The following is a 24,834-nucleotide window of genomic DNA, read 5'->3' on the forward strand; positions in this document are numbered from 1 at the left end:
GTATTGTAAGTGTTTAGTATCCAAGGGCGCAGCCGTCTTTACGCGGGTCACTTGCCCCTATCAAGATGCCTGTGTCACAGATTCGAATGGCTTGCGCGCCCCCAAGGGGTGTTTCCAGAACTTCAATGATGTGCCCCATATCGGATAATTGTTGTTTGATTGGGTCAGAATAGCCGCGTTCCATTTTTAATACACCTCCATCCGCAAACGCGCGGGGGGTGTCTATGGCCTGCTGCATCTCCATCTTGAAATCCGTCAGGTTTGATACAAGCCGGGCATGGCCGGTCGGTTGATAGGCACCCCCCATGACGCCAAAGGGCATCGTTATCCGGCCATTTTCACGCAAAAGACCGGGAATGATGGTGTGCATAGGACGCTTCCCACCTGCCAACTCATTCGGATGTCCAGGTTCAAGATTAAACCCGGCCCCCCTGTTCTGCAGCAATATTCCGAACTTCTCGGAAGCAATGCCCGAGCCGAACCCATGGTAGATCGAATAGATCAGCGAAACCGCCATGCGATCCCGGTCAACGACGGTGATATAGACGGTGTCCTTGTGCACGGATTCAGTCAGAGGGGCGGCTGCGGACATAGCGCGTTTCGGGTCTATGAGGGCAGCCAGGCTTGCAGCGGTTTCTGGGGCAAGGAAATGCGCCATCCGGCTGCTATGATCGGGGTCGGCAATGAACCGGTTGCGGGCGTCATAGGCTAACTTGGTGGCTTCGGCCTCAATATGCACCCGCTCGGCCCCCAATGGGTCGAGTGCTGCCAAATCAAAATGTTTCAGAATGTTTAGCAAAAGGATTGCGGTGGCGCCCTGACCGTTTGGAGGATGTTCGTACAGATCGACACCTGCGTAATCTCCACGAACAGGCGACGCTTCGTCACTCTGAACCGCTGCGAAATCTTGTGCTGTGTGTGTGCCTCCAAGTTCGGACAAGACCGCCAGCATGTCTTCGGCAATCTCACCGTTATAAAACGCGTCATGCCCGTGTCGTGCCACACGGCGCAGTACCTCTGCCTGGCCCGGTGCCCGAAAAATCTGACCGGTTTGCAGGGGTTTGCCATCCTTCAGATAGTGATCCCGTGCTGCACCTTGCAGGGTCGCGGCGCTATTTTGCCAATCAAACGCTACGCGCGGCGCAACTGGTACGCCAATTTCAGCATAGTGGATGGCCGGTCGCAGAATCGCTTCCAGCCCCAATCGTCCCTCCGATTGTGCCAATCGGCAAAAGGCCTCAACGGCGCCAGGAATAGTCACCGCATCGGGGCTGGTCAGAGGGACGGAGTTTAGTCCGCGATCACGCAATGCCCCTGCATCAGCATCCGCTGCGGCACGACCTGAGCCGTTTAGTGCGCGCACGGTGTTCTCACCTGCGCGGTTATACAGAACAAAACAATCGCCACCCAAGCCGGTCATCTGTGGCTCGCAAATGCCCAAAAGCACAGCACCCGCAATGGCGGCATCCATCGCATTGCCACCTTGTTCAAGAATGTCCAAAGCTGTTTTGGCGGCCAGTGGATGTGATGTGGCACACATTCCTTCGGTTGCCAGAACTTCAGACCGTCCGGGCTTGTGCAGATCGCGCATAGCGTACCTCTTCCGTAATCAGGCCGAGATTAGGGCTTGGGATAAAATTGTCCAACAATTTCAGGAAGGAGGTTCCTCGGCGCCGTTCACTGGGTGGGGGCTGTGACGCTAGGCGCCGAGGGAAGCTATCTGAGCTACCCCTTGTTTATGATCTTTGTTTGCGGCGCGACAATGGTTCGATCTGGGCGTTATTGTGGCCATTTGGTGCCGATCAGTGTGGCGTGTCAAAGTTGAAGCGAAGGTAGAGCAGATTAACTCCGTCTTTGCGCTCATACTGAATGTCGCTGCTAAGTCGGTGAATCAGGTACCAGCCAAAGCCGCCTTCAGGAAGGTTCTCCAAATCTGTGTCGATGGGTGCCGGTTGGCTGCTTGGCACACGCAAACCGGGCATTGGATCGCCGGAGTCAAAAATTTGGACTATCAGTTCTTTTGCGCACAAAGAGCAATCAATTCTAATGTCAGTCGGGGAAATCTCGGCATAGGCGTGTTCAACCACATTGTTTATGGCTTCGGTGAGCGCAATTCTAACATCGTCAGCTTTACTTTCTGGCAAGCCGTGTTTTGCCAGTCGAGCACTTAAAATAGCTATCCCTTCGGAGGCCTGAACCTGAGTCGCAGGAAAGCTCAAATTGAGACAATCTTGTTTGCAATTGGCGCCCACGGCGATTTACTCCTGCCGGTCGTCAATCCGCCTCTGCGCATATCGCTTCATCCAGCGAAGCGAACAACCTGAAAACGGTGTCCATACGCGTAAGACGAAACACTTTTTGAACAATCGGGCGCGGTTCTGCCAAGTCCAGGCGTCGCCCGTCGCCCAGTTGTTTCATTGAGGCGACAATGGCCCCCAGGCCACTAGAGTCTATGAATTCTACCGATGACAAATCCAGGACAATTCGTTTCGCACCGGTTTGTGTTTCTGCCCGCATGTCTTCTTTGAATTGAATCGCCATTGCGGCATCTATGCGGTCGCAGTGAACGGATATTACTTGTGTCTCGCCGGTCGTGTCGCTGCTGAGCCCCATGGTCAACCGCCCTTCGTATTGCAATTTGATCGTAGAAATACGCTAGACGGTAATTCTTACCATTCGGTATCCATGGTCGGGAAAGCACGAAGGAGATTCCGGATGAACGAAGTTGTGATCGCGGGGGCCGCACGCACGCCAATGGGTGGATTTCAGGGAATGTTTGACGGCGTCACTGCTGCGGATTTGGGTGGTGCTGCAATCCGTTCCGCGTTGAAAGGTGCAGGGGCTGAGACCGTTGACGAAGTGCTTATGGGCTGCGTCCTTCCAGCGGGTCAGGGCCAAGCCCCTGCGCGCCAAGCGGGATTTGCGGCAGGGTTGGGTGAAGAGGTGCCCGCCACAACGCTTAACAAAATGTGTGGCTCCGGCATGAAGGCCGCAATGATTGCGTTTGACCAGATCGCTTTGGGCCATACTCAGACAATGGTCGCTGGCGGGATGGAGAGCATGACTAATGCACCCTACCTTCTGCCCAAGATGCGCGGCGGGGCACGGATCGGGCACGGGCAGGTGGTTGATCACATGTTTCTGGACGGGCTTGAGGACGCCTATGACAAAGGCCGCCTCATGGGCACTTTCGCCGAAGACTGCGCCGAATCCTACCAGTTCACGCGCGAGGCGCAGGACGAATATGCTCTGCGATCGCTTTCGAACGCTCTGTCAGCGCAGGAAAATAATGCCTTTGATCAAGAGATTACCTCGATCTCGATTCAAACCCGCAAGGGAGAGGTCGTGCTGGATGCAGATGAGCAACCACAGTCGGCGCGGCCCGAGAAGATACCCACGCTGAAACCAGCCTTTCGCAAGGATGGAACAGTAACGGCGGCCAATTCTTCTTCGATCTCGGATGGTGCAGCCGCCCTTGTGCTTGCTTCGGCTGAGGCGGCTGAAAAGCAGAACCTGACCGTGCGTGCGCGAATCCTTGGTCACGCCAGCCATGCTCAAGCGCCGGGGTTGTTCACAACTGCTCCGGTCCCTGCCGCGCAGAAATTGTTGGATCGTATCGGTTGGAAGAAAGAGGATGTCGATCTGTGGGAAGTCAACGAAGCCTTCGCTGTTGTGCCCATGGCCTTCATGCACGAAATGGGCTTGTCCCGTGAGATCGTAAACGTGAATGGCGGCGCATGTGCGCTTGGTCATCCGATTGGCGCCTCCGGGGCCCGGATCATGGTCACGCTGCTCAACGCGTTGGAAAAACGGGACCTCAAGCGCGGTGTCGCGGCAATCTGCATCGGTGGCGGAGAAGGGACGGCCATAGCAATAGAACGCGTTTGACGCTTTGACTTTTTGCAAATACTCCGGGGAATTGGCGGCAGCGCCCGCAGTTTCCCGCATGCAAGGTCTATCAACATGACAGCCGATTACGACACACTCGCCAAAACCATTGCCGCCTTGACCGAAGGTGAAACCGACGAGGTTGCGCTGATGGCCACGGTGGCATGCGAAGTGCATCACTCCGACGACCGTTTCGACTGGACAGGGTTTTATCGCGTGACCGAGCCCGAGGTGTTGAAAATCGGACCCTATCAAGGTGGGCACGGCTGCCTTGTGATCCCTTTCGAACGGGGCGTTTGTGGCGCGGCTGCCAGGACAGGGCAGATTCAATTGGTCCCGGATGTCGACGCCTTCCCGGGCCATATTGCCTGTGCATCTTCCACACGATCCGAGTTGGTGCTGCCCGTGCGGGATGCTAACGGAGACGTTATCGCAGTGTTTGATATCGACAGCGATCAACCTGATGCGTTTACCGAGGATGACGCGGTTGCGCTTGGCTCCATTCTTGCGGATGTTTTTGCGCGCTAGGAATCTGCATCTATTGCAATAGCGCCCCGAGGTCGTGAGAGACGATCAGATAGCAAAGCCCGGCGTGACACGCGGTAATGGCATAAAGCCAAGTGGAAAATCCGCGCTTGCGTGTCTTGTGCCCAAATATCCAGCGCCCAAGAAGCGCGGCCAGACTGCCGCCCAGAGCTGCCAACCACAACAAGCGCCGCTCAGGAATGCGCCGCTTTCTGCGGCGTGCACGCAACTTGTCCCAACCAAAGATCAATAAGGTTAGGGCGTTAATGGCCCAAAGATAAATTACGGCAATCCACATGGACCGTGCTTAGCCAACTATTTTTGCGGACCCAAGTGAAAAAATGCTTGGAAATTTCACCGATTCGAGGCACCGTGAAAAAGTAAGAAAAAATTTCACGCTAACTCGGAGCGCAAATTGAACTCTCAGGCCCCCCACAGCGCAACACTCGGTGCCGACCTGCGCGCGCTGCGTAAGGCGCGCGGGTTGACGCTGACTGAAATCGCTAATCGATTGGATCGGTCCGTAGGCTGGCTCAGCCAAGTCGAAAGAGACATGTCCGAGCCTTCAATCTCGGATCTACGACAGATTGCAGAGTGTTTAGGCGTGCCGATGTCGATGCTGTTTGCTCATTCTGCAGCCCCAGCGGATGATCAAGGATATGTCGTGCGGGCCGGATCACGTCGTCCGATGGGCTCGGGTGAAGAAGGTCTGATTGAAGAATTGCTTTCGCCTGACCTGACCGACGATTTCGAGATGGTGCATTCAACGTTCGAGCCGCATTCGCAGATGCAGACGCCAGCAAACCGGCCGACACAGGAAGTCGGCTATATGGTGTCAGGCCGTCTGGAACTGACCATTGGTACGCGCAGTTTTCAGGTTGGTCCCGGTGACAGCTTCCGGATCAAGCACGAACCCTACACATGGTCCAACCCCTTTGACGAACCCGCGGTGGCCATCTGGGTCATAGCGCCTCCGGTGTACTGATGAGTTTTGAAGCCTGGACCATATTCGCTCTGTTCTGGGTGGTGTTTGTGACCACCCCGGGGCCGAATGCGGTCAACTGCATCTCAAATGGAATGAGCCTGCCATTCCCCAAAGCTATGCTGGGCGTACTCGCCATTCTGACACAGGCAAGCGTGTTCCTGATCCTCTCGGCAGTGGGGATTACTGTTTTGATTGCCACGTCGCCAATGGGGTTCTTTATCGCCAAACTGATCGGGGCGGGATTTCTTATCTGGATGGGCGTTCGCGGTTGGATGAACGCTGCGAAGCCTGCTCCAGATTCTGAGCGTCCGGCGCGGCATGTTTACTTTCACGCGTTGGCCGTCGCCACGATCAACCCCAAAAGCGTCGCCGGATACCTCGCGGCATTTTCGCAATTTGTGCAGCCGGATGTACCCATCTGGCAGCAGATGGCTGTGATCATGCCGACGGCACTGGTCATCACGACACTCAGCTATACCGGGTTCACCTTGCTGGGGGCACTGATGGGCAAGGCCGCACTGGGGGCGGTGTTCAATATCTGGGTACGCCGCGTGATGGCGACCTGTTTCATCATCTATGGCGTTTTGCTGGGGGCCAGCTCTACGCCGACAGCGAGGGGATAAAGACATGCATACCGGTTCCTGCCTTTGCGGCGCGGTCGCTTTTGTTGTTGACGGAGACCTCACGCCACCAAATGCCTGCCATTGCGGGCAGTGCCGCAAACAGTCGGGGCATTTGTGGGCCTCGACCGTCACGCATCAGGACAATCTCAACTTTACCACCAGCGAAACGCTGGGCTGGTATCGCGCCTCTGACATTGCCAAGCGCGGCTTCTGCCGCGCTTGTGGCTCGTTCCTCTTCTGGCAGCACAATGACGAGGACACGATCGCAATTTCCGTGGGCTCTTTGGATGAGCCGACCGGTTTGAATCTCGCCCAGCACATCTTCGTGGCGGACAAGGGCGATTACTATGACATCAAAGACAACCTGCCCCAGCGGGCTCACTAATAGGGAACCAAACACATGAGTGATTTTCCAACCAAGGCCCGCGTGGTCATCATCGGCGGTGGCGTTGTCGGCTGCTCATCGCTGTATCATCTGGCCAAGAAGGGCTGGACGGATTGTGTGCTGTTGGAAAAGAACGAGCTGACCGCAGGCTCGACATGGCACGCAGCGGGTAACGTGCCGACCTTTTCGACCTCGTGGGCGATCATGAACATGCAGCGCTACTCGACCGAGCTGTATTCGCGCCTTGCGGACGAGGTCGACTATCCGATGAACTACCACGTTTCGGGGTCGATCCGTTTGGCGCACAGCAAGGAACGGATGCAGGAGTTCGAGCGGGCCATGTCCATGGGCCGCTATCAGGGTATCCCGATGGAGATGTGGACGCCGGAGGAGGCCAAGGAACGCTATCCCTTCCTTGAGACTCATGATCTTGAAGGCGTGCTCTATGACCCGACCGATGGCGACATCGATCCGGCACAGCTGACCCAGGCGCTGGCCAAAGGCGCGCGCGATATGGGGCAGAAGATCATCCGCTTCTGCCCGGCAACCGGTGTGACCCAGCATGATGACGGCACTTGGACCGTGCATACCGATAAGGGTGACATCGCCTGTGACTATGTGGTAAACGCCGCTGGTTATTATGCCCAACGCGTAGGGGAATGGTTCAAACCTTTCGGCGGCCGCACCGTGCCCGCGATGGTGATGAGCCACCAGTACCTGTTGACCGACGAAATCCCCGAGATTGAAGCGTGGTCAAAAGAAAGTGGCGGCAAGCTGCCTTTGCTGCGCGATGTGGATATTTCCTACTATCTGCGGCAGGAAAAGAACGGCTTCAACCTTGGTCCCTACGAACCCAACTGTAAGGGCCACTGGATGACCGAGGATGACCCGATGCCCGAGGATTTCAGCTTCCAACTGTGGAACGACGATCTGGACCGCATCGAGGACATCGTCACAGATGCGATGGAGCGGGTGCCGCTGATGGCAACTTCGGGCGTTGGTCGCGTCATCAATGGCCCAATCCCCTACGCGCCAGACGGCTTGCCGCTGATCGGCCCGATGCCGGGTGTGACAAACGCGTTCGAGGCTCATACATTCACCTTTGGCATCGCCCAAGGTGGCGGCGCTGGCAAGGTGCTGGCCGAATGGATCGTCGATGGTCACACCGAATGGGACATGTGGGCCGTCGATCCACGTCGTTACACCGACTACACCGATCAGGATTACTGCAACCAGAAAGGCATGGAAGTCTATGGCAACGAATACGCCATGCACTTCCCTCATCACGAATGGCCCGCTGCGCGCGACAAGAAGGTTTCACCCGTGCACGCCAAGGTCAAGGAACTGGGCGGCGTCATGGGGGCCTATAACGGCTGGGAACGCGCCAACTGGTTCGCGCAACCCGGCGACGACACCTCTCTGGAGGCTACACATACTTGGGGACGTTCAGGACCTTGGGAACAGCGGGTCAAAGAAGAATGCGAAGCCGTGCGCGATCACTGCGGGGTTCTGGATCTGCCCGGCTTCTCGCGGTTCTGGATACAAGGCGAGGGCGCGGACGACTGGCTGCGTGGCTTCTGCACCGGCGGCATCCCCAAAGCCGGGCGCATGAACCTGATCTATGTCTCGGATGAAAGAGGGCGCATTCTGACCGAATTGTCTTGCATCCGTCTGGCTGAGAACAACTTCGTCCTGATCACCGCCGCAACGGCGCAGTGGCATGATGGGGATTTGATCCGGAATTCGGTGCCCGAAGGTGTGACTGTTCGCGAAACCACTACCGAGCGCGATACGCTGATCGTATCGGGGCCAATGTCGCGGAATGTGTTGTCCGGCATCACGGATGCGGATCTGCAGCAAGGCTGGCTGACCCATCAGTTTGCCAAAGTTGCCGGGCAGGATGCCTTTCTGATCCGCGTCTCTTTCGCGGGCGAGTTGGGCTGGGAAATCCACGCTGAAAACGATGCGATGCCAGCCATCTACGAAGCCGTGCTGGCTGCCGGGGCCAAACCCTTTGGCATGTATGCGCTAAACTCTTTGCGGATCGAGAAAGGTTATCGCGCGTGGAAGGGCGATCTGAGCACGGATTACTCTTTGCTTGAAGGTGGTTTGGGTCGTTTTGTCAAACTCGACAAGCCGCAGGATTTTGTTGGCAAAGCGGCCATTCAGAACGAAAAGCAGCAAGGCGTTAAGAAATCCTTTGTCACTCTGATCGTGGACGCAGGCGAGGTCGATGCGCCTTACATGTCCTGCATCTGGAGCGGCGATGAGATCGTGGGTGAAACGACCTCAGGTGCGTGGGGGTACCGCATTGGTGCTTCCGTCGCGCTGGGCATGGTGCGTGCAGATCAGGCCGTGCCAGGAACTGAGCTGGAGGTTGAAATCTACGGTCAAAAATGCCGTGCTGTTGTGCAGGAAGACCAACCGCTTTGGGATCCTTCGAATGAACGGTTGAGGGCCTGACGACCTATATAGAAAGGAACGCAAATGACCCGGCAGATGCAAGGCGTATATCTGAATGGCCACGGTGGACCCGAGGTGTTGGAATGGCGGGACGATATCCCAGTTCCAAACCCTGATCCGGGGCAGGTCCTGGTCCGCGTTGCCGCTGCCGGGGTGAACAACACTGACATTAATACGCGGATCGGCTGGTATTCCTCGGACGTCACGGGTGCAACGGATGCGGTCGATCAGCAGGTCGAAGCAGGTGGTTGGGGAGGTGCGCTGCACTTTCCCCGGATCCAGGGTGGCGATCTTTGTGGAATTGTCGAAGCGGTTGGATCGGGTGCGGCGTTCAAGCCTGGTCAGCGGGTGACTTGCCCGATCAATTTACCGCGCCCGGTTCCTGGCCGACCACAGGATTTTATCGTGCTTGGTTCAGAAATTGACGGGGCCTTTTCTCAGTATTGTCTGATGGAAAGTGATGACCTGTACGACGTAACTGAATCGCCTTTGTCTGACGTTGAAATTGCCGCGATTCCCTGTGCTTTTGGAACGGCCGAAGGCCTGCTGACTCGTGCCGGTGTCATCGCAGGTCAAAAAGTGCTGATCACAGGGGCGTCGGGCGGTGTGGGCCTTGCTGCCGTCCAGCTTGCAGCGCTGCGCGGGGCGACGGTCTGGGGCGTTAGCAATGCCGCCAAATCTGAGGTGGTCAAGTCACAGGGCGCAATCGGGACTTTTGAACGCGACGCGGCTTTGCCGGAAGACATGTTCGATGTCGTTATAGATGTGGTCGGAGGTCCGGCTTGGCCAGACCTGATACTTGCGTTGAAACCCGGTGGCCACTATGCCGTAGCCGGCGCGATCGCAGGTCCCATTGTCAGCGCGGACTTGCGGGATATCTATCTGCGCGACATCACGATCCATGGGTGCACCTATCAGCCACCGGACGTTTTTGACCGCCTTGTTGCATTGATGAATGCAGGTCGGATCAAGCCCTTGGTCTCAAAGACCTATCCGTTGCGCGACATAGTTCAGGCGCAAGAGGATTTCCTGTCCAAGACTTTGCCCGGAAAGCTTGTTCTGGTGCCGTGAAAGAGGGAATAAATGGCTGATATTACGCTTTTGGATGGTTCGATCGGGCAGGAGTTGGTGAAGTTGAGCGGTGATAAGCCGACGCCACTTTGGTCAACACGCGTGATGATCGACAAACCCGAACTTGTGGCAGAGGTTCACGCCGCCTATTTCCGAAGCGGTGCAACGATCGCTACGACAAATACCTACGCCATACACCGCTCACGATTGGTTCGTGAGGGGATTGAAGATCAGATGCCCAATCTCATTGACGCTGCCTTGTCACAGGCCGAACAGGCGCGCTGTGGCATCAGTGGGCGGATCGCAGGCGCGCTTGGCCCGCTATTGGCCAGCTATCGGCCCGATCTGAAACCCGACCCTGCGGATGCCGCCACGAAATTCGCCGAGCTGGCTGCAATGATGTCGGACCGGGTCGATTTTTTTCTGATCGAAACAGTATGCTCGGTGCAGGAAGCCGAAGGTGCGCTGCGCGGAACCGAGAACTGTGGGAAACCCGTCTGGCTTGCCCTGTCGGTCATGGACAAGGACGGAACCCGCCTGCGTTCAGGCGAACCACTGGGGGACATTGCCCCTCTTGCTACGCGCTATGCACCCGAGGCGGTGCTGATCAACTGTTCACGCCCCGAAGCGATTCCGGCGGCTTTGGATGTCATCGCAATGTTGGATCGCCCGTACGGGGCCTATGCCAACGGCTTTACAGGCATCAAAGAAGGCTTTCTGGAAGAGGCCCCAACGGTTGATGCCTTGGAAAGCCGCCATGACCTGGGCCCTGATGCCTATGCACGGCACGCGATGGGTTGGGTGGCGCAGGGCGCTACGATCGTTGGTGGTTGCTGCGAAGTCGGGCCGGAACACATCAAAACCCTCGCCGAGAATTTACGTGCGGCCGGACACAAAATCGTCTGAGGGACTTAGATGCCTGTCCGGACCAAATCTGACCAACAGCAGGATCGCGTCCAGTACCATTTTGACATTCTGGTTGCGTCGGGTTTCGTATTGCTCGAACTGGCCTCGCTGGTTGAGGTTTTGCGCTTGGCGAACCGTGTGTGTGCCCACCCGCCGTTCACGTTCACTTATCGGTCGCGACAAGGAGGGCCGGTGGAAAGCAGCAGCGGAGCAACAGTATCGACCGACACTGTCCCGGCGCAACCGAATGCGAATTATCTGTTTGTGATCGGAAACTCAGACCCGGATCAGCCTGAACTTTCTCTGGGCCGTGTCGTGCGCGACTATACGTTTCGGGGCGCCCAGGTATTTTTGTTGGCTGAAGCTGCAAGCCGGTATATCGACGAAAATAGCGCTGATCATATGGCAACCCATTGGGAAAATGCCTCTTTCCTGCGCGAACGTGGTGCTAGGTTTGAGGCCAAGCTATCTATCGCCACCGAGCAAGGTTCGGTTGTCACCTGTGCCGGCATGGAGGCAACCACAGATATCGCGCTGGCCGTGATTGGGCGGCATATCTCGGGTGCGGCCAAGATGACGGTTGCCGACATTATGCTGCATGAAAACATCCGTGACTTTTCATCCATGCAACCTTTTTCCGGCGCCCGGATAACGGCCACTGGTGACGAGAAATTGGATCAGTGCATCAAGCTGATGCAGGCAAACATTGAGGAACCTCTGCCGATCAAACAGATCGTTGACATATTGCAAGTATCGAACCGCTCTCTTGAGCGAAAATTCAAAGCAATTTTCGGAACCACGCCGAACGGTTTCTATCGGGAAATGCGACTGGCCAAAGCTAACAACCTGCTTCTGAATACGACGATGAGCGTGCGGGAAATCGGGCTGGTTTGCGGTTTTCCAAACGGATTTTCATCCGTCTACAAAAGTTTTTTTGGCATCACACCGTTTGTTCTGAGACGCCAGAAAAGACGCCCGGAATATCGGTGATTTTTGTATTTAAGCTGACGCTTTTGATGCTTTTATTGTCGATCCTTCGTGGCATTTTGCAGAAAACCTGAATCAGCGGAGACGTCAGGATGGTTGATCTTCCCACCAAGGCCCGAGTGGTCATCATCGGCGGCGGCGTCATTGGATGTTCGGTTGCGTATCATCTGACCAAGAAAGGTTGGGGCGATGTCGTTCTGTTGGAGCGCAAGCAACTGACCAGCGGTACGACATGGCACGCGGCGGGACTGATCGCGCAGCTGCGCGCGACGGCGAATATGACCAAACTGGCCAAGTACAGCCAGGAACTATACGGCGCGCTTGAAGAAGAGACTGGTGTTGCTACTGGGTTCAAGCGCTGCGGATCGATCACGGTCGCTTTGACCGACGAGCGTAAGGAAGAGATCTATCGTCAGGCCGCTATGGCCCGCGCTTTCGGGGTTGAGGTCGAAGAGATCGGCAATGACCGTGTGCAGGAGCTATATCCCCATCTTAACCTGGAAGGGGTTAAAGGGGCAGTTTACCTGCCATTGGACGGGCAAGGTGACCCGGCAAATATCGCTCTGGCTTTGGCCAAAGGCGCGCGTCAGCGCGGTGGTATCGTCAAGGAACGTGTGAAAGTCACCGACATCGTCAAACAAGGCCGTCAGGTGACGGGCGTTGATTGGGTCGCAGATGATGGCAGCGCTTCGGGCCATATCGAGTGCGACATGGTGGTGAACTGCGCAGGGATGTGGGGCCACGAGGTTGGCAAGATGGCAGGTGTGAACGTACCGCTTCACGCTTGCGAGCATTTCTACATCGTCACCGAGGGGATCGACGGTCTGACCCAATTGCCCGTGCTGCGCGTGCCGGACGAATGCGCCTACTACAAAGAGGATGCAGGGAAAATCCTGCTAGGTGCGTTTGAGCCGAATGCCAAGCCCTGGGCAATGAACGGCATCCCTGACAGTTTCGAATTTGACCAATTGCCTGAAGATTTCGACCATTTCGAACCCATCCTTGAAGCAGCCTGCAATCGGATGCCAATGCTGGCCGAGGCCGGGATTCACACGTTCTTCAATGGTCCTGAATCCTTTACACCGGACGACGCCTATCATCTTGGCCTCGCACCCGAGATGGACAATGTCTGGGTCGCGGCCGGGTTCAACTCAATCGGTATTCAGTCGGCGGGTGGTGCCGGCATGGCACTGGCCGAATGGATGGATTCGGGTGAAAAGCCATTTGATCTGGGCGATGTGGACATCAGCCGCATGCAGCCCTTTCAGGGCAATAAACAATACCTCTTTGAGCGTTCGAAAGAAACGCTTGGCCTGCTTTACGCTGACCATTACCCCTACCGCCAAAAGGCTACCGCACGGGGCGTCCGTCGGACACCATTTCACCATCATCTGTTGGAACAGGGTGCGGTCATGGGCGAAATTGCCGGGTGGGAGCGCGCCAACTGGTTTGCCAATGACGGACAGGAACGTGAATACCAATATAGTTGGAAGCGCCAGAACTGGTTTGAAAACGCGGCCGCAGAACACCGCGCAGTGCGCGAAAATGTAGGCATGTACGACATGTCGTCCTTCGGCAAAATCCGTGTCGAAGGGCCGGATGCCGAGAAATTCATGAACTATATTGGTGGCGGCGATTATTCGGTGCCCAATGGTAAGATCGTCTATACCCAGTTCCTAAACCGCGCTGGTGGTATCGAAGCCGACGTGACCGTCACGCGCCTGACCGAGACGGCTTATCTGGTCGTCACCCCAGCGGCGACCCGTCTGGCGGATCAGACCTGGATGATGCGTTATGCGGTCAATTTCAACGTCGTCGTCACGGATGTCACCTCAGGCGAAGGCGTTCTGGCTGTCATGGGGCCAAATGCCCGCGCACTTCTGGAAAAGGTTTCACCAGCGGATTTCTCGAACGCGACCAACCCCTTTGGCACCGCGCAGGAGATTGAGATCGGTATGGGCCTCGCCCGTGCCCACCGCGTGACATATGTGGGCGAGCTTGGGTGGGAGATCTATGTTTCATCCGACATGGCGGGTCACGTGTTCGAAACGCTGCATCAGGTCGGTCAGGATATGAACCTGAAGCTTTGTGGTATGCACATGATGGACAGCTGCCGTATCGAGAAGGGCTTCCGCCATTTTGGCCATGACATCACCTGTGAAGATCACGTGGTCGATGCAGGATTGGGCTTTGCCGTCAAAGTGGATAAGGGCGGTGATTTCATTGGGCGTGAGGCGGTTATAGCCCGCAAAGAAAGCGGGCCTCAAAACCGTTTGGTCCAGTTCAAGCTGACCGACCCCGAGCCGCTGTTGTTCCACAATGAGCCGATCATACGCGATGGAGAATATGTGGGGTATCTCAGTTCTGGCAACTATGGGCATACACTCGGCGGCGCGATTGGTCTGGGCTATGTACCCTGCCAAGGCGAGAAAGCGGCAGATGTTCTGGCTTCGAGCTATGAAATAGACGTTTGCGGCGTGAAAGTGAAAGCTGAGGCATCGCTCAAACCGATGTACGACCCAAAGTCCGAACGCGTAAAAGTATAGCCAAACTGTCGGGGCGCTGTGGCGCCCCGAATTGTTTGTTTGGCCTGCCTATTTCAGGTGAAACATATCAGGATTCCTGATGACCGGCTTCACAGTTTTGATGGTTCCCAAGCCCGTCTGATTTGCCGTAGAGAAATACAGTATCAGTCGGAGACCCATCGTGGCAGAGACCCCTGTAACGCCAAACAACACGGATACGCCCAAAGGGCTTGTGCTGGCCGTATTGGCCTATGTCCTTTGGGGCTTCCTGCCGCTGTACATGAAGGCGATGGAACATATCGGCCCGATAGAGGTCGTTGCACATCGCGTCATCTGGTCGGTTCCGGTGGCTGGGTTGCTGTTGGTTGCGCTTGGGCGTACCGGTGATCTTAAAGCTGCACTTCGCAATCCGAAGATGTTGGGCATGGCAGCGCTGACTGCGGCTTTGATTTCGGTGAACTGGGCGATTTATGTTTGGGCGATTTCATCTGGCCACGCGCTGGATGCGGCACTTGGCTACTATATGAATCCTTTGTTCAGTATTGCGCTCGGGGCGATCCTGCTACGCGAACCCTTAACCCGTACACAATTGGTCGCAGTCGGGCTGGCCGCATTGGGCGTGTTGGTTCTAGTGTTTCAAGCCGGAAGCCTACCTTGGGCTGCTTTGGGATTGATGATCAGTTGGGGATTCTATGCATTCTTCAAACGCTCTCTTCCGATTGGACCCAATCAGGGATTTTTGCTTGAAGTCCTGATCCTGCTTATCCCGGCTTTGGCCTATGTTACATGGTTGGGCGCAAGTGGAACGGGGCATTTTGGGGCGGCTGCGTCAGACACTTTGTTGCTGGCAGGTGCGGGTATCGTAACAGCCGTACCCTTGTTGATCTATGCAAACGGGGCAAAACTGGTACGCCTGTCGACCATGGGCATATTGCAGTACATCGCGCCCACTATGATCTTTATCACTGCGATCACCCTGTTCGGAGAACATATTGACCAGGCAAGAATGATAGCCTTCCCTTTGATTTGGTCCGGGTTGGTCGTCTATTCGATTCCGATGATCCGGCAGATACGGTCTCAGGCCTGACGAATAAGTCGAGTGATTTCGGCAGCCCAGATCGCGTAGGTTTTAGGGCTTGGATGATACCCATCCGGGGCGGCGAGGGACGGATCGTCGGGCAGATTCAATGACAGATGGGAAACCTGCTGGAAACCAGCAGCCACCTTTTGCAATCCTCGGTCCAACCGCGCGGCCTGTTGCCCCAATACCCATGCCAAGGGCTGAGGCAAGGCTGGGAATCGCGCCATCTGGGGAACGGCCGTCACGATTACATTTCGTGCTCCGATTTGCCCGGTCAGCAAGGCCAGAAGGCGTGATTGCTGATCTTCAAAGCGTTGTGCGGTCACGGCACGGGTCACGTCATTCACGCCAAGGGCCGTAACCACTACATCAAATTGGTCTTTTAGTCTCTGCAATCGGGCAATTGTATCTTGCGTGGTATATCCGGTCGTAGCTTCCAACCGCCATTCTACGGTGTGGTGTTTTGCCAGTAGGCTGACCAGTTGCCCCGACAGCGCTTGTTTTTGCGTACCTGCGCCTACACCGGCGGCCGAGCTGTCCCCGGCAATCAACAAGCGCAATGGCGGACCGCGCCCTTCACGCCCATCGCGAGGACCTTCTGGTTCAGGCAGCAAGCGGGCATTGCGTCGCACAGAGTGGCCCTGAACAGCCAGTACGGGCAATAACGGGATTCGGAGAATTTGGTCCGCAGCAACCGGGAAAGGCATCTTCAGTTCAGCGCATCCTTGAATTTCAGAAAACGCGCATCTTTCATGACCCGCGCCATCATGGCTTCACGCAGGGCGCCGACAGTCTTGTAGGGGCGCATGACAACTTCGAATTCTTGAATGAGGCCATCAGCGTTCAAAGTGATCAAATCAACCCCGACTGCGTCCAGATCTCCGACCTTGCATTGAAATTCCAACGCCCAATCGTTGCCGTCACCCATGATCCGGCGATACCGAAAATCTGAGAATACCTGACCTACATGACCCAGAACCGTCGCAACCGGTTCACGCCCTGTCCAGGTGCTATAATAGGTTGGGGGCAAAAACCGCACGTCCTCTGCCAGCAGCTCGTGGATCAAGCTTTCATCGCCTTTTGCGACAACGTCCTGCATTCGTTTGATCGTCGGGTGCATGCCATCTTCCTTCTTGTTGACCCGAGAGTTGCTGAACCGTTTCGTTGAGGCAAGGACGACGTTGCGGGAGGTAACGGGCTGGGATAGGCAGGCACGCATGAGCGAGACCTATGATCCCCCGCAAACACCTCTGGACGTGCTGTATGAAGACACACAGTTGATCGTGGTGAACAAGCCATCGGGTTTGCTGTCTGTGCCCGGACGGGGGGAGCATCTGGCCGATTGCCTGCTGACCCGTGTCCAGGCAGCGTTTCCTCAGGCTCTGCTGGTGCATCGTTTGGATCGGGACACATCGGGTGTCATGGTTTTTGCCCAGACGCCGCATGCGCAGCGGCATCTGGGGCTGCAGTTTGAAAACCGTCAGACCCGTAAGACCTATATCGCCCGTGTTTGGGGACAGGTCGAAGCGAAAACGGGGACTGTGGATTTGCCTTTGATCGTTGATTGGCCCAATCGCCCACGCCAGATGGTGTGTCGCGAGACGGGAAAGCCAGCGATCACCGAATGGCGTGTTGTAAAATACGAAGGTCAGTCGACCCGTATCCGCCTGTTTCCCAAAACCGGGCGATCGCATCAATTGCGTGTACATATGCAGGCGCTGGGCCATCCGATCCTAGGTGATCCATTTTACGCGGACGGCGCAGCGCGCGATTTTCCGAGGCTAATGCTGCATTCCGAAGAATTGCGACTGAAAAACCCAGAAGGCGGTGTATCAATGAAATTCCGCGCCCCAGCTGAGTTTTAAAGTTAGGCGGTGCTGGTCCACAATATCTTCAGATTACCTAAAGAAAACCGCTTGGTACGTTTGATGGGTCGCGCGGCTTTGCATTCTCGGGCAGCAGCCAGTTCGCGCTCGATTTCGAAGCCGCGTAATACGTGATCCTGAGACCAGCGATCTAACTTCAGGGTCATCATGACGTGATTGTCGAGGTAAGGCATGGGCAATCTCCTGATTGGTGTTTGACCTATCTTCGCTCAACACTCCTGACACCACCTTGTCAGTGGGGTGTGCTAAGTTGTCAGCAGATCGCAAGGAGCTTCTGATGCGTCGTTCAACCCGTCTGTTCGAAATCATACAGATTTTGCGTGCTGCCGAGACACCTGTGACTGCTGATGCACTGGCTGCAAAGCTCGAGGTGTCGGTGCGTACTGTCTATCGTGATATTGCTGCGTTGCAGGCGCAGCGTACGCCGATCGAGGGTGAGGCAGGTGTCGGATATCTGATGCGGCGGGGATATGATTTGCCGCCACTGAATTTTGACGCCGAAGAGGTTGAGGCCCTTTGGGTCGGTCTTTCGATGTTGGCGCGTACGGGCGACAGCACCTTGCAGCAAGCCGCAGACAGGGTATGTCGCAAGATCGAAGCGTTACGGGTTCCTGCGGATTGGCTGCAGGTTGCTCCATGGGGGGCTCCTATGGATGATCCTGAAAAGGGCTGTGTGCCAGTCGTAAACTATCGAGAAGCGATCAGGGCTGAACAAAAGATCCGCATCACCTATGTGAATTCGGAAGGTGAACGCAGCGAACGAACGGTGCGACCCGTTGCCCTGATCTACCACATTGAATGCACAATGTTGGCCGCTTGGTGCGAGCTGAGAAATGGGTTCCGCCACTTCCGCACCGATCGGATTTGGGCCTGCGAATTGACGGAAGATCACTTTTGTGGGCAGGGAGAGCCATTGCGCGCGATCTGGCAGGAGCAAAATCACTGGAGCGACCCTGTCGGAGCGGCCTAAATGGCGAGTATTCGCCGATCTCACCCAATTGTTGCTTGAGGCCCATTGTTCTCACCATGTTATACTGCGCGCAACGAGGCAAACCCGGTGAACGGGTACGTGAGCAGAAGGTGAATTTATGACGATTTCCAAATGTGTACTAACAGCCGGGCTGTGTTCGGCGTTTTTTTTGGCTGCGTGTACCGACCCCGCCACTCTAACCGTGCAAGAAGATCCCAATAAGAATGCGAAACAAGGCGCATTGCTTGGGGGTCTGATCGGTGCGGGTGTGGGCGCAATCGCTAATGATTCAGATCCGTTGCTGGGGGCGCTGGCCGGCGGTGCGATCGGTGCCGCAGGCGGTGGCGTGATCGGCAACCAGCTTGACCGGCAGGCGGCTGAGTTACGGCAACAGTTGGCCAATGACGGCATCACTATCGTCAACGCGGGTGATCGCCTGATCGTTACAGTACCGAATGATATCACCTTCGATACAGATAACTCCACCGTGCGTCCGGCCCTCCGCGCTGATCTGGTGAAGGTTGGACAGAACCTGGTTAACTACCCGAACTCGAACGTGCAGATTATCGGTCATACCGACAGTGACGGAGAGGCGTCATACAACCTGGGTCTGTCCGAGCGTCGCGCGAATGCTGTCGCCGATATTCTGCAGGCCAACGGTGTCAGCTTTTCCCGCATCACGACCGTGGGGCAGGGTGAAAACAATCCGATTGCGTCGAACCTGACACCGGAAGGAAAAGCCCAGAACCGACGGGTTGAGATTGTGGTCGTTCCCAGCGGCAATACCTGACCGGATGTTTCGCGCACAGTGACTGCGCGTCACGTGGGCTTTGGTTCAGGATCATCCCGGTCTAACAAGAGGGAAACACCACAGCGGAGTTTCCCCATGTCCGAACCGATCCTTCTTGGCCTTTCCGGCTCACTGCGAAAAGATGCCACCAATCGCAAACTTCTTCGCGAGGCTGCGCGTTTATTTGATGCCGGTACGTTCATCGAGGCAGATTTGAATCTGCCTCTTTATGACGGCGATGTTGAAGTTGGTGAGGGTATCCCCGAAGCGGTACATGTGTTGGCTGATCAGATTTCGCAGGCTCATGCGGTGATCATTTCGACGCCGGAATACAACAAGGGGCCTTCGGGTGTTCTGAAAAACGCGCTGGATTGGGTTAGCCGGACCAGCGGCAGGCCTTGGATGGATAAGCCTGTGGCAGTGATGTCTGCTGCAGCCGGTCGTGCCGGCGGTGAGCGGGCTCAGATGATCCTGCGGTCTTTCATGGTTCCTTTTCAGCCTCGCATTCTGCAGGGGCCTGAATTGCATTTGGCCGACAGTTCCAACGAATTCGATAGTGAAGGACGATTGTCTAATGAGCGCTACGAAAACACACTGAACGCGCTGATGAAGAAGCTGCGGGCCGAAGCCGGGTTTTGAACTTCAGCCCAACCTTTTTTGCATGGTAATTGAGGTCGGCCGATCAAAGCCCGGATGGGCCGTCTCACCGGTCTTTGAGAATCCAAGCCGGGCAAAAGTCGCGTGGTTTTCGACAAGCTCAACCCGGGACTGTAGTTCCAGTATATCAATCCCGTACCTGCGTGCTTGGACCTGAGCTTGTTCGATTAGTATACGGGCCAGACCGCGACCGCGCTGTCGAAGGTCTACAGCCAGTTTGCTAAGATATAATCGACCCGGTTTGGGTGTCAGAAAAACAACAGCGTCGGGGCGGTCTCCGATCACCCAAATCTCGCCCTCATCGATCTGCCTGCGCAGACTGTCCAGAGTTAGGCGGTGCATAGAAGAAGGCGGATCAATACGACCTTCCATATACGCAAAGCTTTCACGGATCAGGCGTAATACCTCAGGCAGCACAAGGCTGTCGCGGTTCAGTCGTGTGGGTTCAGAGTATGCGGCGTTCACAGCGACGCCTCGGGGTGAAAACCATCTGGTATTGCATCGCGATTGTCGAGAATCAGATCGGCGATGACCTCAGCTACCTTCGGGGCCATGCCAAAGCCGATTTTGAAGCCACCATTTGCGATAAATTGTCCTTTGTGCAACGGATGTGCACCCAGCATTGGCGCGCGGCTCTTGCTGCGCGGGCGAACACCGGCCCAACGCTCAATCACCTCGGCCCCGTGCAACACTGGCACTGCCCGCATCGCGCGATCCAGCAGCTCTTCCAATGCCGCATCCGTGCTGGTTGGGTCATCATACTCACGCTCGGACGTTGAACCGATGGCGAGTGTACCATCCGTATGGGGCACAAAGTGAATAGCATCAGCAAACAGCTGCGGGACGGCACCCGCATCAAATCGCAATAGCGCCGCCTGTCCCTTGACGCCATTACCGACTGTTTTGCCAAATGCTGCGCTTAGCTCCAGCAGGCCTGCAAGCCCTGTCGCGTGGACGACTTGCCCTTTGTCGGGTGCATTTGTGGTGACCTCGACTCCCATTACCGCGAGCGCTGCAACCAATGCGGCGCAGGCGCGCCGAGGGTGCATGCGGGCACTCAACGTATCGTGTATGACAAATCCTGTTGGGCTGGGTGGGCACCACGCACCGATCTCTTCCAACGCTCTGACGTTCCAGTCGGCTTGTCCCTGCCAGAGTTCCTTGGCCGTCAGTTCGCGTGCGCGGGCCAAGTCCAATGTCCGAGCGTCTGCAATGGGTTGCAGCCTGCCAAGCCGCGCGTATGTTGGTGACACCCCGCCTGTGGCCTCGACATGCTTCCAGAACGGTTCGGCCATGATGAGGCTTTCGAACTGAAACGCTTTTTTAGCGTTCCAGTTTTCGGGGACGTGTGGGGCCAACGCGCCGACCAAGCCGCCGCTGGAGCCCGCCCCGGGGCCAAAGGGATCAACGATCTGGACTTTGGCGCCGCGTCTTGCGCAGGTCCAGGCGATCGATAGGCCAAATATCCCTGCGCCGCGCACCGTCACATCGACCATTGCCAATCCCCTTTTCCTTGTTCAGTGTCGCGCCGCTTAGCTACAGGATTCCCCGATGGTAGACCAGCGTGCCGAACTCACTTGGACAGAGGATCAGATTCCGGTCTCTGATCGGTTCGATGATCCCTACTACTCGTTGCAAAACGGGTTGGAAGAAACGCGACATGTGTTTCTGGCGGGCAATGACCTGCCTGCGCGCTTTGCACCGGGATTTCATATCGCCGAGCTGGGCTTTGGCACCGGGCTGAACCTGTTGACCGTCTGGTCGGCCTGGGAAGCAGCGGGTCAGACCACGCCTCTGCGGTTCACGAGTTTCGAAGCCTATCCGATGGCGCCCGATGATATGGAGCGCGCATTGGCCGCTTTCCCCGAGGTGATGCCGTGGGCTGAGCGCTTTCTGAATGCCTGGAATGGGCAGAAATGCGTGCTGGATACATTGCATCTTGAGGTCATGGTCGGAGATGCACGTCAGACATTGCCCAATTGGGATGACACTGCAGAGGCGTGGTTTCTGGATGGCTTCTCACCGGCGAAGAACCCCGAACTGTGGGGTGCTGACTTGATGCAGCAGGTTGCTGATCACACGGCCCAAGATGGCACTGCGGCAACGTATACCGCCGCTGGTTTTGTGCGTCGCGGTTTGACCGATGCGGGGTTCGAGGTGACACGCACCCCCGGTTTTGGTCGCAAGCGGCATATGACGCGGGCGGTGAAGACATGAGTCAGAAAAACAACGTTAACGCTGGCATTGCCTTGATGATCGCAGCAACGATTGTCTTTGCGTTACAGGACGGGATCTCACGGCATCTGGCGGGCACCTACAACACCTACATGGTTGTGATGATCCGGTACTGGTTCTTTGCCGCTTTCGTGATTGCCGTGGCTGCAAGGTCAACCGGGGGACTGCGGGCGGCGGCGAAAACCGAGCAGCTCGGGCTGCAGATTTTCCGTGGCCTTCTGCTGGCCGGTGAGATTTGCGTGGCAGTTTTCAGTTTCACCATCCTGGGGCTTATTGAAAGCCAAGCGGTGTTCATCTGCTATCCGCTGCTAATAGCCGCCCTCAGCGGCCCTGTTTTGGGCGAGAAAGTCGGCTGGCGCCGCTGGGCCGCTATAGGTGTCGGTTGCATCGGCGTCCTGATAATCCTCCAGCCCGGTGCGGGAGTGTTCAACCCCTGGGCCGTGGTGCCATTGATCTCGGCATTCATGTTCGCGGTCTACGGCCTTCTGACTCGATACGCTGCACGGCGCGACAGTACCGCGACCAGCTTTTTCTGGACCGGCGTGGCTGGCGCAGTCGCAATGACGGCTGTTGGAGTGTGGTTCTGGGAACCGATGGCCAGAACCGACTGGCTATGGATGGGTTTGCTCTGCATCACAGGCGCGTTGGGGCATTGGCTGTTGATCAAATGTTATGAGATGGCCGAGGCCAGCGCAGTGCAACCTTTCGCCTATTTCCATCTGATGTGGAGCGCCATTCTGGGCATCACGATCTTCCACGAAACGCTGCGCCCTGAGGTGGTTCTGGGCGCAGCAATTGTGATTGCCGCGGGTCTGTTCACCCTATGGCGCGAAAGACGAAAGAGTCGAGCCGGTTAGCTCTTGTGAGAATGGCACCGGGAGCGCTGGCTGACCTAGCCGCGCGCGATAGACCGGCAGGCTTTCAGCGACGCGCATCACATAGTTGCGCGTTTCCTTGTACGGGATGGTTTCGATCCAGTCGATCACGTCCACCTGACCCCGACGCGGGTCGCCGTAGCGTTCCATCCACGAGATTGGACGCCTTGGCCCGGCGTTGTATCCAGCCGCCATCATCACAACATTGCCGTTAAAGTCCTCGGCCAGTGTCGCAAGATAATTCGCCCCAAGTTTGGCGTTATACTGCCAGTCCGAGGTCAGACGCCCTGTCTTGTGCCCTCCTAGTATGCCCAGATCCTGCGCCACAAGTTTGGCAGTGGCTGGCATGACCTGCATCAATCCGCGCGCGCCAGCGCCGCTGATAACAACTGGATCGAACTCGCTTTCACGTCGGGCAATTGCAAGTGTCATCTCCTTCGCCATGGGCAGACCCATATCAGCCACCGGATGCACCGGGTAATAGGCGGCAGGCAAAACCATGCCGGTGGTTGCAGCTCGTTTGGCGATCATAACGGCCAGATGCGGTTCATTCAGTTCGATTACGAGATCACCTAACTGAGCGGCTTGCGTTTGATCAAGGCTCTCTACCAGATGGGTCAGGAACCGCTCAGACAGGTTACCCTCGCCAGCGCGCAGCAACAGCAACCCAGCCTCAAGCACGCTTGAGTCCGCAAACGCGGCCTGTTTCCAATGCGGTGCACGGCGTGGACTAGCCAATTCGCTGTCAAACGGACGGCCGATCTGCTCTGCAGCGAGCAATCCGTAGAACGAGGTCTGATATTTTGCGCCTTCTGCATAGGCCTCGTGCGCCTTGTCCGCATCACCTTGCGCCGCGTGGGCACGACCCAGCCAATATCCACCGCGACCCTTCGAGATCGGCGATTGCACGGCACCCGAGAAATTCTGGAAATGCCGTACTGCTGTGGCCGGATCATTCAGTTTGCGCAGGGCCAGAAATCCGGAAAGCCATTCCAGATCTGCATAGCCATAGCCCATTTCAGGCGTCATGTGATGATTTGCGGCAATCGCATAGGCGCGCTCTGCATCACCGGTACGCATCTCGAGCCGCGCCAGCCGACGCCGGCCTTCCGCCCATTTGTCAGGCTCGCCCAGCGACTTTGGTCCGGTGGAACGTGCCAGCATCAGATCAATGGCACTGTCGTCCAGTTCCTTTCGATCCCGCCACACGAAACGATCAAAGGCCAGACCGGGATCCTTGGCCAGTGCCTTAGGTACGGCAGCGACCTTGCCATCCACGCCGTTCTGGCGTTTTTGCAGGGCAATACGGGCCTGGGCCAGTTTGCGATAGTCGGCATCGACAAGGGGCAGCATCTGCCCTGCACTGACCAAATGCCCGTCCCACAGCATCCGGTCCAATCGCGCCTCGTGATGCGGTTTCAGGAGTTTGCTAAAGTTCTCCAGGTAGCTCTTTTGCAGACCTGACCCCATCGGCATTGTCCGCCACGCCGTTACGATGTCGGCTTCGGCCTCACCGTTGCGGCCTTTGCTTTTCAATGCCACGGCATAGTTCAACGCGCCTTCGGCGGTTTGCGGAGGCATCCCCTCGTAGAAATTCAGAACCCGATCCGGATCGGCTGCGGTGAACGATGGCTCGCTCTTACGGCGCAACCAGGCCAGACCGGGCCAATCCGGACGCCGCTCCAGAAATACCAGCACGTCACCAGAGCTGCCAAAACCCTCGCGCAACCAATGCCAGACAATGATGTCCCGCGCCACCGATCCACGGTGACCTGCCACGCGCAGCGCGGCATTCCAGTCACCCTTGCGAATCTCATAGAGCCCCGCGCGCAAATCCTGCGTCGCATCCGCCCGAGTGGCCTGCGGCTGTAGCGCCAGCGCCAGAATCATCGCTATTCCAAGCGACAGAATACGTCTCATCCCTTGCATTCCCCAACAAACCAAGGATACAGCCATGCAGGATAAACCTTGCGCCGCCGGGA

General features: G+C 56.6%; 27 protein-coding genes. 17 read left to right on the forward strand and 10 right to left on the reverse strand.

Going from position 1 to position 24,834, the window contains the following annotated elements:
- Positions 1-13: 13 nt before the first annotated feature.
- The 3 genes from ACR0KN_RS12975 to ACR0KN_RS12985 all read right to left on the reverse strand — a co-directional run bounded on the left by ACR0KN_RS12975 (position 14) and on the right by ACR0KN_RS12985 (position 2,613).
- Positions 14-1,591 carry a gamma-glutamyltransferase family protein gene (locus tag ACR0KN_RS12975; protein WP_480654052.1) on the reverse strand — a complete coding sequence of 526 codons (1,578 nt, stop codon included), beginning with the start codon at positions 1,589-1,591 and terminating at the stop codon, positions 14-16.
- 211 nt (positions 1,592-1,802) lie between these two features.
- Positions 1,803-2,219, reverse strand: coding sequence for an ATP-binding protein (locus tag ACR0KN_RS12980; RefSeq protein WP_480654054.1), 417 nt, complete (start codon positions 2,217-2,219; stop codon positions 1,803-1,805).
- Positions 2,220-2,274: 55 nt separating this feature from the next.
- Positions 2,275-2,613, reverse strand: a complete 339-nt coding sequence (locus ACR0KN_RS12985) for an STAS domain-containing protein (RefSeq protein WP_170771531.1) — start codon at positions 2,611-2,613, stop codon at positions 2,275-2,277.
- Between the two features lie 102 nt (positions 2,614-2,715).
- Here ACR0KN_RS12985 and ACR0KN_RS12990 point away from each other — a divergent pair, with 102 nt between their 5' ends.
- Positions 2,716-3,888: a thiolase family protein gene (locus ACR0KN_RS12990; RefSeq protein ID WP_480654057.1), complete on the forward strand. Its 1,173-nt coding sequence runs from the start codon at positions 2,716-2,718 to the stop codon at positions 3,886-3,888.
- A gap of 75 nt (positions 3,889-3,963) precedes the next feature.
- Positions 3,964-4,416 (forward strand): GAF domain-containing protein, encoded by a 453-nt coding sequence (locus ACR0KN_RS12995; protein WP_480654059.1) that lies wholly within the window; start codon positions 3,964-3,966, stop codon positions 4,414-4,416.
- A gap of 10 nt (positions 4,417-4,426) precedes the next feature.
- On the opposite strand, the gene ACR0KN_RS13000 is transcribed toward ACR0KN_RS12995, so the two are convergent.
- A complete protein-coding gene (locus ACR0KN_RS13000) occupies positions 4,427-4,711 on the reverse strand; it encodes a DUF1294 domain-containing protein (RefSeq protein ID WP_319545411.1) in 285 nt (94 codons plus the stop codon).
- A gap of 117 nt (positions 4,712-4,828) precedes the next feature.
- Between ACR0KN_RS13000 and ACR0KN_RS13005 the strand changes: the two genes are divergently transcribed.
- From ACR0KN_RS13005 to rarD, 9 genes are all read left to right on the forward strand, one after another.
- Entirely contained in the window at positions 4,829-5,398 is a 570-nt protein-coding gene (locus ACR0KN_RS13005) for a helix-turn-helix domain-containing protein (RefSeq protein ID WP_480654061.1), read from the forward strand.
- Positions 5,398-6,021 carry a LysE family translocator gene (locus tag ACR0KN_RS13010; RefSeq protein ID WP_480654063.1) on the forward strand — a complete coding sequence of 208 codons (624 nt, stop codon included), beginning with the start codon at positions 5,398-5,400 and terminating at the stop codon, positions 6,019-6,021. The genes ACR0KN_RS13005 and ACR0KN_RS13010 overlap by 1 nt, the downstream gene beginning before the upstream one ends.
- Positions 6,022-6,025: 4 nt before the next feature.
- Positions 6,026-6,406 carry a GFA family protein gene (locus ACR0KN_RS13015; RefSeq protein WP_480654065.1) on the forward strand — a complete coding sequence of 127 codons (381 nt, stop codon included), beginning with the start codon at positions 6,026-6,028 and terminating at the stop codon, positions 6,404-6,406.
- A gap of 15 nt (positions 6,407-6,421) precedes the next feature.
- Entirely contained in the window at positions 6,422-8,869 is a 2,448-nt protein-coding gene (locus ACR0KN_RS13020) for a GcvT family protein (RefSeq protein WP_480654067.1), read from the forward strand.
- Between the two features lie 24 nt (positions 8,870-8,893).
- On the forward strand, positions 8,894-9,940 hold the full coding sequence (locus ACR0KN_RS13025; protein ID WP_170771517.1) for an alcohol dehydrogenase family protein: 1,047 nt from the start codon (positions 8,894-8,896) through the stop codon (positions 9,938-9,940).
- Positions 9,941-9,952: 12 nt separating this feature from the next.
- Positions 9,953-10,846, forward strand: coding sequence for a homocysteine S-methyltransferase family protein (locus ACR0KN_RS13030; protein WP_480654069.1), 894 nt, complete (start codon positions 9,953-9,955; stop codon positions 10,844-10,846).
- Between the two features lie 9 nt (positions 10,847-10,855).
- Positions 10,856-11,836 carry a GlxA family transcriptional regulator gene (locus ACR0KN_RS13035; RefSeq protein ID WP_480654071.1) on the forward strand — a complete coding sequence of 327 codons (981 nt, stop codon included), beginning with the start codon at positions 10,856-10,858 and terminating at the stop codon, positions 11,834-11,836.
- Between the two features lie 89 nt (positions 11,837-11,925).
- Positions 11,926-14,379 carry a GcvT family protein gene (locus ACR0KN_RS13040; RefSeq protein WP_170545184.1) on the forward strand — a complete coding sequence of 818 codons (2,454 nt, stop codon included), beginning with the start codon at positions 11,926-11,928 and terminating at the stop codon, positions 14,377-14,379.
- A gap of 160 nt (positions 14,380-14,539) precedes the next feature.
- The gene (rarD, locus tag ACR0KN_RS13045; protein WP_480617772.1) at positions 14,540-15,445 is read left to right on the forward strand and encodes an EamA family transporter RarD; all 906 of its coding nucleotides are present in this window, start codon (positions 14,540-14,542) and stop codon (positions 15,443-15,445) included.
- Here the strand turns inward: rarD and ACR0KN_RS13050 are convergent.
- Both ACR0KN_RS13050 and ACR0KN_RS13055 read right to left on the reverse strand, forming a co-directional pair.
- Entirely contained in the window at positions 15,436-16,071 is a 636-nt protein-coding gene (locus tag ACR0KN_RS13050; protein WP_480654074.1) for an SGNH/GDSL hydrolase family protein, read from the reverse strand. The two genes, rarD and ACR0KN_RS13050, sit on opposite strands and share 10 nt — an antisense overlap.
- Positions 16,072-16,148: 77 nt before the next feature.
- Positions 16,149-16,559, reverse strand: a complete 411-nt coding sequence (locus ACR0KN_RS13055) for a nuclear transport factor 2 family protein (protein WP_480654076.1) — start codon at positions 16,557-16,559, stop codon at positions 16,149-16,151.
- A 97-nt stretch (positions 16,560-16,656) separates the two neighbouring features.
- Here ACR0KN_RS13055 and ACR0KN_RS13060 point away from each other — a divergent pair, with 97 nt between their 5' ends.
- On the forward strand, positions 16,657-17,304 hold the full coding sequence (locus tag ACR0KN_RS13060) for an RluA family pseudouridine synthase (RefSeq protein WP_480654078.1): 648 nt from the start codon (positions 16,657-16,659) through the stop codon (positions 17,302-17,304).
- A gap of 2 nt (positions 17,305-17,306) precedes the next feature.
- Here the strand turns inward: ACR0KN_RS13060 and ACR0KN_RS13065 are convergent, their stop codons facing one another.
- Positions 17,307-17,498 (reverse strand): hypothetical protein, encoded by a 192-nt coding sequence (locus tag ACR0KN_RS13065; protein WP_480654080.1) that lies wholly within the window; start codon positions 17,496-17,498, stop codon positions 17,307-17,309.
- A 104-nt stretch (positions 17,499-17,602) separates the two neighbouring features.
- Between ACR0KN_RS13065 and ACR0KN_RS13070 the strand changes: the two genes are divergently transcribed.
- The 3 genes from ACR0KN_RS13070 to ACR0KN_RS13080 all read left to right on the forward strand — a co-directional run bounded on the left by ACR0KN_RS13070 (position 17,603) and on the right by ACR0KN_RS13080 (position 19,724).
- Positions 17,603-18,295 carry a helix-turn-helix transcriptional regulator gene (locus tag ACR0KN_RS13070; protein WP_170476214.1) on the forward strand — a complete coding sequence of 231 codons (693 nt, stop codon included), beginning with the start codon at positions 17,603-17,605 and terminating at the stop codon, positions 18,293-18,295.
- A gap of 118 nt (positions 18,296-18,413) precedes the next feature.
- Positions 18,414-19,085, forward strand: a complete 672-nt coding sequence (locus ACR0KN_RS13075) for a YiaD family glycine zipper/OmpA-like lipoprotein (RefSeq protein ID WP_480654082.1) — start codon at positions 18,414-18,416, stop codon at positions 19,083-19,085.
- A 96-nt stretch (positions 19,086-19,181) separates the two neighbouring features.
- Positions 19,182-19,724 (forward strand): NAD(P)H-dependent oxidoreductase, encoded by a 543-nt coding sequence (locus tag ACR0KN_RS13080; protein WP_170476210.1) that lies wholly within the window; start codon positions 19,182-19,184, stop codon positions 19,722-19,724.
- A 3-nt stretch (positions 19,725-19,727) separates the two neighbouring features.
- On the opposite strand, the gene ACR0KN_RS13085 is transcribed toward ACR0KN_RS13080, so the two are convergent.
- The gene (locus ACR0KN_RS13085; RefSeq protein WP_480654085.1) at positions 19,728-20,207 is read right to left on the reverse strand and encodes a GNAT family N-acetyltransferase; all 480 of its coding nucleotides are present in this window, start codon (positions 20,205-20,207) and stop codon (positions 19,728-19,730) included.
- Positions 20,204-21,238 (reverse strand): NAD(P)/FAD-dependent oxidoreductase, encoded by a 1,035-nt coding sequence (locus ACR0KN_RS13090; protein WP_480654087.1) that lies wholly within the window; start codon positions 21,236-21,238, stop codon positions 20,204-20,206. The genes ACR0KN_RS13085 and ACR0KN_RS13090 overlap by 4 nt, the downstream gene beginning before the upstream one ends.
- Before the next feature lie 55 nt (positions 21,239-21,293).
- Between ACR0KN_RS13090 and mnmC2 the strand changes: the two genes are divergently transcribed.
- Together mnmC2 and ACR0KN_RS13100 are read left to right on the forward strand one after the other, a co-directional pair.
- Positions 21,294-21,959 carry a tRNA (5-methylaminomethyl-2-thiouridine)(34)-methyltransferase MnmC2 gene (gene mnmC2 / locus ACR0KN_RS13095; RefSeq protein WP_480654089.1) on the forward strand — a complete coding sequence of 222 codons (666 nt, stop codon included), beginning with the start codon at positions 21,294-21,296 and terminating at the stop codon, positions 21,957-21,959.
- A complete protein-coding gene (locus ACR0KN_RS13100) occupies positions 21,956-22,834 on the forward strand; it encodes a DMT family transporter (RefSeq protein ID WP_170476201.1) in 879 nt (292 codons plus the stop codon). Before mnmC2 ends, ACR0KN_RS13100 begins: the two co-directional genes overlap by 4 nt.
- Here ACR0KN_RS13100 and ACR0KN_RS13105 read toward each other — a convergent pair.
- Positions 22,799-24,772, reverse strand: a complete 1,974-nt coding sequence (locus ACR0KN_RS13105; protein WP_480654091.1) for a lytic transglycosylase domain-containing protein — start codon at positions 24,770-24,772, stop codon at positions 22,799-22,801. The genes ACR0KN_RS13100 and ACR0KN_RS13105 overlap by 36 nt on opposite strands.
- Positions 24,773-24,834 lie beyond the last annotated feature (62 nt).

This window comes from Ruegeria sp. AP7, from assembly GCF_056539905.1.

What these genes read in the sequence shown, in the direction of transcription:
- ACR0KN_RS12975 (WP_480654052.1), bottom strand. Translation starts at nt 1,591, where the DNA reads ATGCGCGATCTGCACAAGCCCGGACGGTCTGAAGTTCTGGCAACCGAA.
- ACR0KN_RS12985 (WP_170771531.1), bottom strand. Translation starts at nt 2,613, where the DNA reads ATGGGGCTCAGCAGCGACACGACCGGCGAGACACAAGTAATATCCGTT.
- ACR0KN_RS12990 (WP_480654057.1), top strand. Translation starts at nt 2,716, where the DNA reads ATGAACGAAGTTGTGATCGCGGGGGCCGCACGCACGCCAATGGGTGGA.
- ACR0KN_RS12995 (WP_480654059.1), top strand. Translation starts at nt 3,964, where the DNA reads ATGACAGCCGATTACGACACACTCGCCAAAACCATTGCCGCCTTGACC.
- ACR0KN_RS13000 (WP_319545411.1), bottom strand. Translation starts at nt 4,711, where the DNA reads ATGTGGATTGCCGTAATTTATCTTTGGGCCATTAACGCCCTAACCTTA.
- ACR0KN_RS13010 (WP_480654063.1), top strand. Translation starts at nt 5,398, where the DNA reads ATGAGTTTTGAAGCCTGGACCATATTCGCTCTGTTCTGGGTGGTGTTT.
- ACR0KN_RS13015 (WP_480654065.1), top strand. Translation starts at nt 6,026, where the DNA reads ATGCATACCGGTTCCTGCCTTTGCGGCGCGGTCGCTTTTGTTGTTGAC.
- ACR0KN_RS13020 (WP_480654067.1), top strand. Translation starts at nt 6,422, where the DNA reads ATGAGTGATTTTCCAACCAAGGCCCGCGTGGTCATCATCGGCGGTGGC.
- ACR0KN_RS13025 (WP_170771517.1), top strand. Translation starts at nt 8,894, where the DNA reads ATGACCCGGCAGATGCAAGGCGTATATCTGAATGGCCACGGTGGACCC.
- ACR0KN_RS13030 (WP_480654069.1), top strand. Translation starts at nt 9,953, where the DNA reads ATGGCTGATATTACGCTTTTGGATGGTTCGATCGGGCAGGAGTTGGTG.
- ACR0KN_RS13035 (WP_480654071.1), top strand. Translation starts at nt 10,856, where the DNA reads ATGCCTGTCCGGACCAAATCTGACCAACAGCAGGATCGCGTCCAGTAC.
- ACR0KN_RS13040 (WP_170545184.1), top strand. Translation starts at nt 11,926, where the DNA reads ATGGTTGATCTTCCCACCAAGGCCCGAGTGGTCATCATCGGCGGCGGC.
- ACR0KN_RS13055 (WP_480654076.1), bottom strand. Translation starts at nt 16,559, where the DNA reads ATGCACCCGACGATCAAACGAATGCAGGACGTTGTCGCAAAAGGCGAT.
- ACR0KN_RS13060 (WP_480654078.1), top strand. Translation starts at nt 16,657, where the DNA reads ATGAGCGAGACCTATGATCCCCCGCAAACACCTCTGGACGTGCTGTAT.
- ACR0KN_RS13065 (WP_480654080.1), bottom strand. Translation starts at nt 17,498, where the DNA reads ATGCCTTACCTCGACAATCACGTCATGATGACCCTGAAGTTAGATCGC.
- ACR0KN_RS13070 (WP_170476214.1), top strand. Translation starts at nt 17,603, where the DNA reads ATGCGTCGTTCAACCCGTCTGTTCGAAATCATACAGATTTTGCGTGCT.
- ACR0KN_RS13075 (WP_480654082.1), top strand. Translation starts at nt 18,414, where the DNA reads ATGACGATTTCCAAATGTGTACTAACAGCCGGGCTGTGTTCGGCGTTT.
- ACR0KN_RS13080 (WP_170476210.1), top strand. Translation starts at nt 19,182, where the DNA reads ATGTCCGAACCGATCCTTCTTGGCCTTTCCGGCTCACTGCGAAAAGAT.
- ACR0KN_RS13090 (WP_480654087.1), bottom strand. Translation starts at nt 21,238, where the DNA reads ATGGTCGATGTGACGGTGCGCGGCGCAGGGATATTTGGCCTATCGATC.
- mnmC2 (WP_480654089.1), top strand. Translation starts at nt 21,294, where the DNA reads ATGGTAGACCAGCGTGCCGAACTCACTTGGACAGAGGATCAGATTCCG.
- ACR0KN_RS13100 (WP_170476201.1), top strand. Translation starts at nt 21,956, where the DNA reads ATGAGTCAGAAAAACAACGTTAACGCTGGCATTGCCTTGATGATCGCA.
- ACR0KN_RS13105 (WP_480654091.1), bottom strand. Translation starts at nt 24,772, where the DNA reads ATGAGACGTATTCTGTCGCTTGGAATAGCGATGATTCTGGCGCTGGCG.